The organism is Phreatobacter sp. (assembly GCF_052440005.1).
GTDB lineage: Bacteria > Pseudomonadota > Alphaproteobacteria > Rhizobiales > Phreatobacteraceae > Phreatobacter.
The window spans coordinates 1-8,864 of the sequence record NZ_JBQVQL010000133.1 but is presented as its reverse complement, the minus strand read 5'-3'; the positions used below and the strand labels follow the sequence as shown (position 1 = coordinate 8,864).

Below are 8,864 nucleotides of genomic sequence, written 5' to 3'. Positions count from 1 at the left end.
GGCGGGGGGCGCGCCGAAGACGGTCGCCGCCGCCTCGGTCGGGCGCAACGGCGCGCTGAAATGCGCGCCCGGCTACGTCCTCGACGCCAGCCGCTGCGCGCTCATCGTCCAGGACATGCAGAACGACGTGGTGATGGAGGGCGGCGCCTTCGCCTCCTCCGGTTCGCCCGCCCATTGCCGCGAGCAGAACGCCATCGCCAACGCGGCCCGCCTCGCCGCCGCGGCGCGCGGCAAGGGCGTGCCGGTGATCCACGTCTGGTTCATCGTCGAGCCGGGATGCCCGGGCGTCACCATGAACGCGCCGCTGTTCGAGGGCCTCGCGGACGCCAAGGCCATGGTGCGCGGCACCTGGGGCGCGGCGCCGGTGCCCGGGCTCGAGGCGGTCGCGGGCGATCACGTGGTGGAGAAGCAGCGGATGAGCGCCTGGGAGGGATCGCGGCTCGAAACCGTCCTCAAGGCGCTGGGCCGCGACATCGTCGTCGTCACCGGCGCCTGGACCAACATGTCCATCGAGCACACCGCGCGCACGGGCGCCGACAAGGGCTACTACATGATGGTGCCCGAGGACGCCTGCTCGACGATGACAGCCGAATGGCACACGGCCTCCGTCAACTACGCCCTGCAGAACGTCGCGGTCGTCACCGACGTCGACGCCGTCGTCGCGAGCTGGGGCTAGGCCCGGGACGGCGGCGCGGGCCGCTAGGCAATGGGGATCAGGTAGCTCACGGGCGCCGGCGTTACCAGGCCGCGCACCTGCTCGATGCGGTAGACGGCCCGGTCGAGCGACAGGGCGAGGTGCTCCTTGAGGGCATCCGCCGCCGACGCCACGTGACCGCCGACGAGCCGCTCGAGCACGGTGCGGTGCTCGGGCAGGAACGGCTCGGTCGGGAAGATCCGCGGCGCCGTCTTGTAGAGGAAGCTGTGGGCGCTCAGCAGCGACTGGTAGAGGCCGATCGCCTCCACCATGGTGCGGTTGCCGCAATGGCCGATGAGATCGATGTGGAGTTCCTGCTCCAGCCGATCCAGATCCGTCCCGTCCAGGTCCTCGGCCCGGGCGATGGCGTCGTCGATGCTGGCCAGCGCTGACTGCGCCAATCCTGGCGGCAGGCGAGGCGCGGCGTTGACCAGCGCCTGCGGTTCGAGAGTCCGCCGCATTTCGTAGAGATCGGCCATGTAGTCGCGGCCGAGGCCGGGGACGTACCAGCGCGACCGCTGGTCCTTCTTCACGATGCCGCGCTGCTGCAGCCGGCCCAGGACCTCCCGTGCCACCGTCCGCGACACGCCGTAGTGGTCGGCGAGCTCGGCCTCAACGATCCGCCAGGAGCCAAAGGACATGCGGGCCACCAGCGTCGTCTCGACGTCGTGGTAGATCCGCGCCCAGCTCGCCTCTGCCGCGATGCGCGGCGTGGCCGCCGCGACCGGCGGCCGCGCGTCCCCGTCGGGCCGGTGCTCCGGGCCGCGCACGACATAGGCGAGACCGCTGCCGACGAGCCATCCGGCGGCTTGCAACTCGTCGAGGGCGCGGCGCACCGGCCCCCTGCTCGTGCCGAACTCCCGCGCCACCGCCGCCGTGCGAAGCACGGTGCCCGGCGAGATCGCACCCGAGGCCAGGCGCTGCGACAGGACGACGACGAGCTGTTCGAAGATGCGCGGCGCCTTGCCCTGGACTGCGTGCTGCGAAGGCTCGAGCACTGTTGGCCTCTCTCATTCCACGTTGCGCCGGCTGCCGACCGGCGAAACACCATAGCGCGACCGGCCGCCGCAGAAACAGGGGTTGCCGGCTCGCGAGAAATGTCTAGTGTATACATCAATCATAATGAACATGGGGAAACGCCGGACATGGTGGAGCGGCTCCAGGGCAAGCGCGTATTGGTGACCGGCGCCGGCCAGGGCATCGGCAGGGCGATCACCCTCGCCTGCGCACAGGAAGGCGCGACCGTCATCGCGACCAGCCGCACGCCCTCCAAGCTCCGGGATCTGCCGGACGCCTCGCCTGCCATCTCGGTCGCGGCCCTCGACGTCACGGACGACGTCGCCGTCTCCGCGGTCGTCGCAGCATCCGGCCCGGTCGACGTGCTGATCCACGCCGCGGGATGGGTCGCGTCCGGGACGATTCTCGACTGTTCTCCCGAGGACTGGCAGCGAAGCCTCGACCAGAACGCCACCTCCGCATACCGGATGATGCGCGCGGTCCTGCCGGGCATGCTCGATCGCGGCCGTGGAACGATCGTCAACGTCGCGTCCGTGGCCTCCAGCCTGACGGGCGTCGCCGGCCGCACCGCCTATGGCGCCAGCAAGGCGGCGCTGATCGGGCTCAGCAAGGCCGTGGCGCGCGACTTCATCGGCCGCGGCATCCGCTGCAACGTCCTCTGCCCCGGCACCACCGACACCCCCTCGCTCGCCGAGCGCATTTCCGCCAATCCGGACGCCGAAGCTGCCCGCAAGGCGATGATCGCGCGCCACCCGATCGGGCGCCTCGCGACCGTGGAGGAGATGGCGGCGGCCGCCGTCTTCCTCGCCAGCGACGAGAGCGGCTTTATGACGGGCCAGCTTCTCGTCATCGACGGGGGGCAGACGCTGTGAGCGCCCGCCCGAAGGACGCCGAGGCGGCGCACGTGCCCGTGAGGGTCAGGCCGGAGGGGCTCGACGGCTTCTGCCGCGCGGTGCTCTCCGCCGCGGGCGCCGACGCACCCACCGCCACGGCGGCGACGCGGGCGATGATGCATGGCTCGCGCCTCGGCATCGACAGCCACGGCATCCGGCTCACCGGCCACTACGTCAGGGCCCTCGAGGGCGGCCGGGTCAACGGCCGGCCGCGGCTCACCATCACCCCGACGGCGCCGGCGACGGCAATCCTCGATGGTGACGACGGCCATGGTGCCGTGGTCACCTTCGCCGCCATGGAAAAAGCCTGCGACCTCGCGGGAACGGCGGGCATCGGCGCGGTCGCCATCCGCAGGTCCTCGCATTTCGGCGCGGCGGGCGCCTATGCCCTGGCGGCGGCGGAGGCAGGCCTCATCGGCATCGCCGTGTGCAATTCCGACAGTTTCATGCGTCTTCACGGCGGCGCGGAGCGGTTTCACGGCACCAATCCCATCGCCGCGGCAGTCCCGGTCCGCGGCCGCAGGCCCTGGCTGCTCGACATGGCGACCTCGGCCATTCCCTACAACCGCGTGCTCCTCTACCGCAGCCTCGGCCTGCCGCTGCCGGACGGCGTCGCCTCCGACGGCGAGGGCACCGACATCGACGATCCGCTCGGTGTGGAGATGCTCGCCCCCCTCGGCGGCGCCTTCGGCCACAAGGGCGCGGGCCTCGCCGGCCTCGTCGAGATCCTCTCCGCCGTTCTCACCGGCATGAAGCTGTCCTTCGACATCGCTCCGATGGGGGGCCCGGACTTCGCGACGCCGCGCGGCATGGGCGCCTTCGTCGTGGCGATCCGGCCGGAGGCCTTCATCGCCCGCGAGGCCTTCGAGGCGGCCATGGCGCGCTATCTCGATCGCCTGCGCGGCTCGCGCACGGCGCCGGGGGGCACCGTCATGGCGCCGGGCGACAGGGAGTGGGCGGAGGCCGAGGCGCGCGAGCGCGACGGCATTCCGGTGGATCCGGTGACGCTGGAGGACTTCACCACGCTGGCGGACCGCTTCGGCGTGCCCCTGCCCTCCATCGCACGCACGTCATGACGTCAACCATCACGACCGTCCACGCGAGGACGGCAAGTCAGGGAGAAGACACGATGAAGACCCGTCTCAAGGCCATGGCCGGCCTTCTCGCCGGCGCCGCTCTGTCGCTCGGCATGCAGGCGCCCGCCGCCGCGCAGCAGTTCACCCTCCGCCTCAACCACGTCCTGGCGCCCACGGAGCCTTTCCACGAGGGCTTCCAGCTCTGGGCGCGCCGCGTCGAGGAGCGCACCCGCGGGGCGCTCAGGATGCAGGTCTTCCACTCGGCCCAGCTCGGCGTCGAGGAAGACATCATCGAGCAGATGCGCCAGGGCGCGAACATCGGCCAGAACACCGATGCGGCCCGCCTCGGCACCTATGTCCGCGGCATCGCCGTGATGAATGGTCCCTATTTCGCGGAGACCCTGGACGAGGTGGCGAAGCTGCGCGAGTCGCCCACCATCAAGCGCTTCACCGAGGAGCTCGCCAGCCAGCACGGGCTGCGCGTCGTCTGCTTCGACTGGGTGCAGGGCATGCGCCACTTCTACACCAACAAGCCGGTCCGCCGGCCCGAGGACCTCGCCGGCCTTCGCATCCGCACGCCGCCGGCCCCCATCTGGCAGGAATCCGTTCGCGCCCTCGGCGCCTCGCCCGTGGCGATGGCCTTCGGCGACATGTATCCGGCGCTCCAGCAGAAGGCGATCGACGGCGTCGAGCTGGTGCACAACAACATCCCCGGCCGGCGCTTCTGGGAGGTGCTGAACCACGCCAACGAGACCTCGCACATCCTCCTGATCAACTTCCAGGTCGTCGGCGCGCAGTTCTTCAACCGGCTGCCCGCCGAGCTGCAGACCGCGCTGGTCGAGGAGTGCCAGAAGGCCGGCCGCGAGACCTCGGAGAAGATCCTCGCCTCCGAGGCGCAGGTGCGGCAGACCCTGCGGGATCGCGGCATGACGCTGGTGACCGACATCGACCTCGCGGCCTTCCGTCGCGCCGGCGAGCGCGCCTACCAGACGCTCAACCTGCTCGAGGTGCGCGACGCCGTTCACCGGGAAATCGGCAAGCAGCGCTGATCCGCAGCCGGCACGAGGACATGACCATGCGATCCTTCCACCATCACCTCGGCCGCGCCGAGGCCGTGATCGCCGGAAGTTTCCTCGTGCTGATGGTGGTGCTCATCTTCGCCGGCGGCGTCGGCCGGCTGATGGGTTACCCCCTGAACTGGTCCGGCGACATCGCCACCGCGCTGTTCGCCTGGGCCTGCTTCCTCAGCGCCGACATCGCCTGGCGGCACAATGCGCTCATGTCGGTCGATCTCCTGGTCGACCGGCTGGCGCCCTCCGCCCGGCACCTCCTCGGCATCGCCAAGCACCTGATCGTCCTCGCCTTCCTCGGCTTCATCGTGGTCGCCGGCCTGTGGCTCGCCTGGATCAGCCGGAACCGGACCTTCCAGGGGCTGCCGAACGTCAGCTACTCCATCGTCACGCTGAGCCTGCCGATCGGCTGTGCGCTCATGTTCCTGACCTCGGTGTTCAAGCTCGTCGACCACGTGAAGGCGGGCCCGCAGCCTGCCGCCGTCGAGCCCTGAGCCCGCCATGCTGACGGTCTTCATCGCCTTCGTCGTCCTCACCCTGATCGGCGTCCCCGTCGCCTTCGCGCTGGGGATCTCGGGTGCCATCTTCTTCGTCCTGAACCCGGACATCCCCTTCACCGTCCCGGTTCAGCTGACGGTCTCGCAGACGCAGAACTTCGCGCTCCTCGCCATCCCCCTGTTCATCATGGCGGGCAACTTCCTCAACCAGTCCGGGATCACCGAGCGGATGATCCAGCTCGCCACCGTCCTGGTCGGCCGGCTCAAGGGCGGCCTCGCCCAGGTGGATCTCGCGCTCTCCGGCCTGATGGGGGGCGTCTCCGGCTCGGCCATCGCCGACGCCGCCATGTCGGCGCGCATGCTCGGCCCCAACATGATCCGCCGCGGCATGTCCAAGGGCTTCGTCGCCGGCATCATCTCCTTTTCCTCGCTGCTGACGCCCGTCATCCCCCCGGGCATCGGTATGATCCTCTACGGCACGGTCGGCCAGGTCTCGATCGGCCGCCTTTTCGCCGCCGGCTTCGTTCCCGCCTTCCTGCTCTGGGCGGCCATGGCCGCTGTCATCTGGGTGGTCGCGCGCCGCCGGGGCTATGACGCGGAACTCGCCGAGCGGCCGACGCTCGTCCAGATCGGCAGCGCCGTCCGTGCCAGCATCTGGGCGATCCTCTTCCCCGTCTTCCTGCTCCTCGGCCTGCGCTGGGGCGTGTTCACGCCCTCGGAGGTCGGCGCCTTCGCCGTGGTCTATGCCGTCGGCGTCGGCATCTTCGCCCATCGGGCCCTCACCCGTGCCGGTTTCCTCGAAGGGCTGGAAATGAGCCTCAGGGACGTCGGTTCGGTGATGTTCCTGCTCTCGCTCGCCGCCATCTTCAGCTACGGCATTGTCTACGAGCAGGTGCCGGACACCATCTCGCGGTGGGTGCTGGGGGTGAGCGGCGACCTCGAGACCGTGATGGTCATCATCGTCCTCGTCGTCATCGTGGCGGGCTTCGTCATCGACGGCGCGATCCTGATCGTCATGCTGACGCCGATCTTCCTGCCGCTGGTCCAAAGCCTCGGCGGCGATCCCGTGCATTTCGGCATCGTCTTCATCATCGCCGCAACCATCGGCAACTTCACGCCGCCGGTCGGGGCCGCCATGTTCGCGGTCTGCACCATCCTGAAGGTGTCGATTGCCGACTACACGCGGGAATCGATGCCCTTCTTCGTCGCGGTCTGCGCCATCACGCTGATGCTGGTCTTCACGCCCGCGCTCGTCCTGTGGATTCCCAACCTCCTCTTCGCGCGCTGATCCGCCACGAGGCCGGTGGCCGAAAGCGTCTCCGGCTCCTACCGGTCGACCTCCCAGAACATGGGATAGGAGGACTGCGGCAGATTGCGCAGATCGGCGCGATAGCCGGCGGGAATGGTGAACTGCCCCCACATGACCGCGGGGGTCAGCTCGTAGGCGATGGTCTGGATCTGTTCGGCCACTCGCCGCCGGCCGGCGTCGTCCTCGGCTTGCGTGAAGGCCTTCAAGAGGTCCGGGATCCGCGTGTCGCACGACCAGCCGGGGAAATCGGCGCAGGTCGAGGCGATGTAGAAGTGGCTGAGCGGCGAGATCATGTCGGTGCCGTTGGAATAGACGGAGAACATGGACCAGCCGTCCTTCTTGGCCCGGCGTGCGAGCACCGTGCCCCAGTCCATCGTCTGCTCATCGACGGTGAAGCCGGCATTCTTCATGTTCTGCGCCAGAACCTGCGCCGCCGTCTGGCTGATGGAGCCCGCGACTTCCAGGATGATCACCGGCTGGCCGGCATAGCTCGTTGCCTTGAGAGCGGCCTTCGCCGCCTCGATGTCGAGCTTGGCGACGTCCGACCCCGCCGTCGTCGACAGCGGCGCGTCGCACATCCAGAACGAGGAGCATTGCGGCGAACGGAACTCCTCGGGGATGCCGATGGCGGAGAGGATCGAGGACTGGTCGGCGAGCTTCCACAACACGCGCCGCACCGCGGGATCGTTGAAGGGCGGCGCTTCGTGGTTCAGGCGAAAATTGCCCTGGAACTGGTGAATGCCGCCGATGCCGAGCAGCTTGACGTCCCGCGCCCGCCGCAACAGCGACAGGGAGTCGAAGGGCAGATACTGCATGTAGTCGATCTCGCCCTTGATCAGGGCGCTCGCGCCGGTCATCTGGTCCGGCATGACCTTGAGCTCGACCCTGTCGAACTTGACGTTCCGGCCGCCGGCGAGGAAGTCGGCCGGCTCCTTGCGCGGCACGTAGTCGGGATTCTTCTCGATCACCATCGAGTTGCCCGACTTCCACAGGTCGGCGCGGAACCGGAAAGGTCCCGACCCGACCGGCATCGCCATCAGCCGCTGGTCTCCCGGGGTGGACGCGAACCGCATCGGCATCATCACCGGCAGGGGCGCATTGGCCTTGCCAAGGGCGGCGAGCATCAGCGGGAACGGCTCCTTCAGGGCGATCGTGAAGGTCTTGTCGTTCGGCGCCGCCATGGAGGCCGTGGCGGCGCGCAGCATCCGCCCCAGGGCATCGCGCGGCGACCAGCGGTTGATCGAGGCGACGCATTCGGCAGCGGTCACCGGCGCGCCGTCATGCCATTTCAGCTCGTCCCGCAGGGTGAAGGTCCAGGTCAGCTTGTCGGGAGAGGCCTCGTAGGCTTCCACCATCTGCGGGCGGATCTGGCCCTTGCCGTCCATCGCGAAGAGCGTGTCCCAGATGTGATAGCCGAACGTCCGGGTGATCGCCGCCGTCGTGAAGTGCGGGTCGAAGATGACCACCTCCGATTCCAGCACGACGGTCAGCTGCTTGGTCGCCAGCGCCTCGCGCGGCCGCCAGATGGTGGCGGCTCCGAGGGCCGAGGCCCCGGCGAGCGCGGTCCGTCGGGTCATCTTGGGGAAGGCCATGGTGATCTCCTCGCTCGCAGGGGGCGTCGCAGCGGACCGCAGGGCGGCCAAGAGAATGCACGTTCGTTAGGCAAGCCGAGGGTAGCCGTATCGGCCCCGCGTTCAAGGGCCCGTCGGCCGATGCCCCCGGCGGCAGGGCAGCGTTGCGCGGGCCGATTTCACCTCGTCCCCGGCTGGACGCAGGTCTCACCCCGCCACAAGATCGCGGCCCGCGAGGGTTCCGCTGCCGCCGTGCCGGCCGGGACTGCCCCCTCGCAGCGAGGCAGCCCGATGAGCGACGCCGACCTCCTCTTCACATCCGCCACGAAGGCCGCGGCGTTGATCCGCGCCAGGAAGCTCTCGCCGGTGGACTATGTCGGCGCGGTTCTCGATGCGATCGGACCCGAGCAGGAGCGGCTGAACTGCTTCGTCACCGTCATGGGCGACGAGGCCATGGACCAGGCGCGGCGGGCCGAGGTCATGGTGATGGCGGGCGAGGCGCTCGGCCCTCTTCACGGCGTTCCCGTCCACATCAAGGACCTGATCGACGTCGCGGGCGTCCGGACGACCCATGGCACCGCGATCTTTGCCGACAATGTCGCGAAGGCCGACGACGTCCTGGTGCAGAGGCTGCGTGCCGCCGGCGCGATCATCATCGGCAAGACCACCACGCCGGAATTCGGCAACAAGGGGATGACCGACGGCCCGAGCTTCGGGATCACCCGCAATCCCTGGAA

At 69.3% G+C, this 8,864-nt stretch carries 9 protein-coding genes; 7 read left to right on the top strand and 2 right to left on the bottom strand.

Annotated features, from left to right (window positions below; translation table 11 throughout):
* On the top strand, window positions 1-676 hold a 676-nt coding region (locus ACT6XY_RS21430), incomplete at its 5' end, for a cysteine hydrolase (protein ID WP_444750337.1).
* Window positions 677-699: 23 nt separating this feature from the next.
* On the opposite strand, the gene ACT6XY_RS21425 is transcribed toward ACT6XY_RS21430, so the two are convergent.
* Window positions 700-1,692 carry a GntR family transcriptional regulator gene (locus ACT6XY_RS21425; RefSeq protein WP_444750336.1) on the bottom strand — a complete coding sequence of 331 codons (993 nt, stop codon included), beginning with the start codon at window positions 1,690-1,692 and terminating at the stop codon, window positions 700-702.
* Window positions 1,693-1,839: 147 nt separating this feature from the next.
* Between ACT6XY_RS21425 and ACT6XY_RS21420 the strand changes: the two genes are divergently transcribed.
* From ACT6XY_RS21420 to ACT6XY_RS21400, 5 genes are read left to right on the top strand one after another with little or no spacing between them, the layout of a single operon-like run.
* Window positions 1,840-2,583 carry an SDR family oxidoreductase gene (locus ACT6XY_RS21420; RefSeq protein ID WP_444750335.1) on the top strand — a complete coding sequence of 248 codons (744 nt, stop codon included), beginning with the start codon at window positions 1,840-1,842 and terminating at the stop codon, window positions 2,581-2,583.
* Window positions 2,580-3,680 (top strand): Ldh family oxidoreductase, encoded by a 1,101-nt coding sequence (locus ACT6XY_RS21415; protein WP_444750334.1) that lies wholly within the window; start codon window positions 2,580-2,582, stop codon window positions 3,678-3,680. Before ACT6XY_RS21420 ends, ACT6XY_RS21415 begins: the two co-directional genes overlap by 4 nt.
* A gap of 53 nt (window positions 3,681-3,733) precedes the next feature.
* Complete coding sequence (locus ACT6XY_RS21410; protein ID WP_444750333.1) at window positions 3,734-4,729, top strand: C4-dicarboxylate TRAP transporter substrate-binding protein; 996 nt, start codon at window positions 3,734-3,736, stop codon at window positions 4,727-4,729.
* A gap of 26 nt (window positions 4,730-4,755) precedes the next feature.
* Window positions 4,756-5,244: a TRAP transporter small permease gene (locus ACT6XY_RS21405; RefSeq protein ID WP_444750332.1), complete on the top strand. Its 489-nt coding sequence runs from the start codon at window positions 4,756-4,758 to the stop codon at window positions 5,242-5,244.
* A gap of 7 nt (window positions 5,245-5,251) precedes the next feature.
* Window positions 5,252-6,535 carry a TRAP transporter large permease gene (locus ACT6XY_RS21400; protein ID WP_444750331.1) on the top strand — a complete coding sequence of 428 codons (1,284 nt, stop codon included), beginning with the start codon at window positions 5,252-5,254 and terminating at the stop codon, window positions 6,533-6,535.
* A 38-nt stretch (window positions 6,536-6,573) separates the two neighbouring features.
* Here the strand turns inward: ACT6XY_RS21400 and ACT6XY_RS21395 are convergent, their stop codons facing one another.
* Window positions 6,574-8,148, bottom strand: coding sequence for an ABC transporter substrate-binding protein (locus ACT6XY_RS21395; RefSeq protein ID WP_444750330.1), 1,575 nt, complete (start codon window positions 8,146-8,148; stop codon window positions 6,574-6,576).
* A 270-nt stretch (window positions 8,149-8,418) separates the two neighbouring features.
* Here ACT6XY_RS21395 and ACT6XY_RS21390 point away from each other — a divergent pair.
* A partial coding sequence (locus ACT6XY_RS21390) for an amidase family protein (RefSeq protein ID WP_444750329.1) occupies window positions 8,419-8,864 on the top strand: 446 nt, incomplete at its 3' end.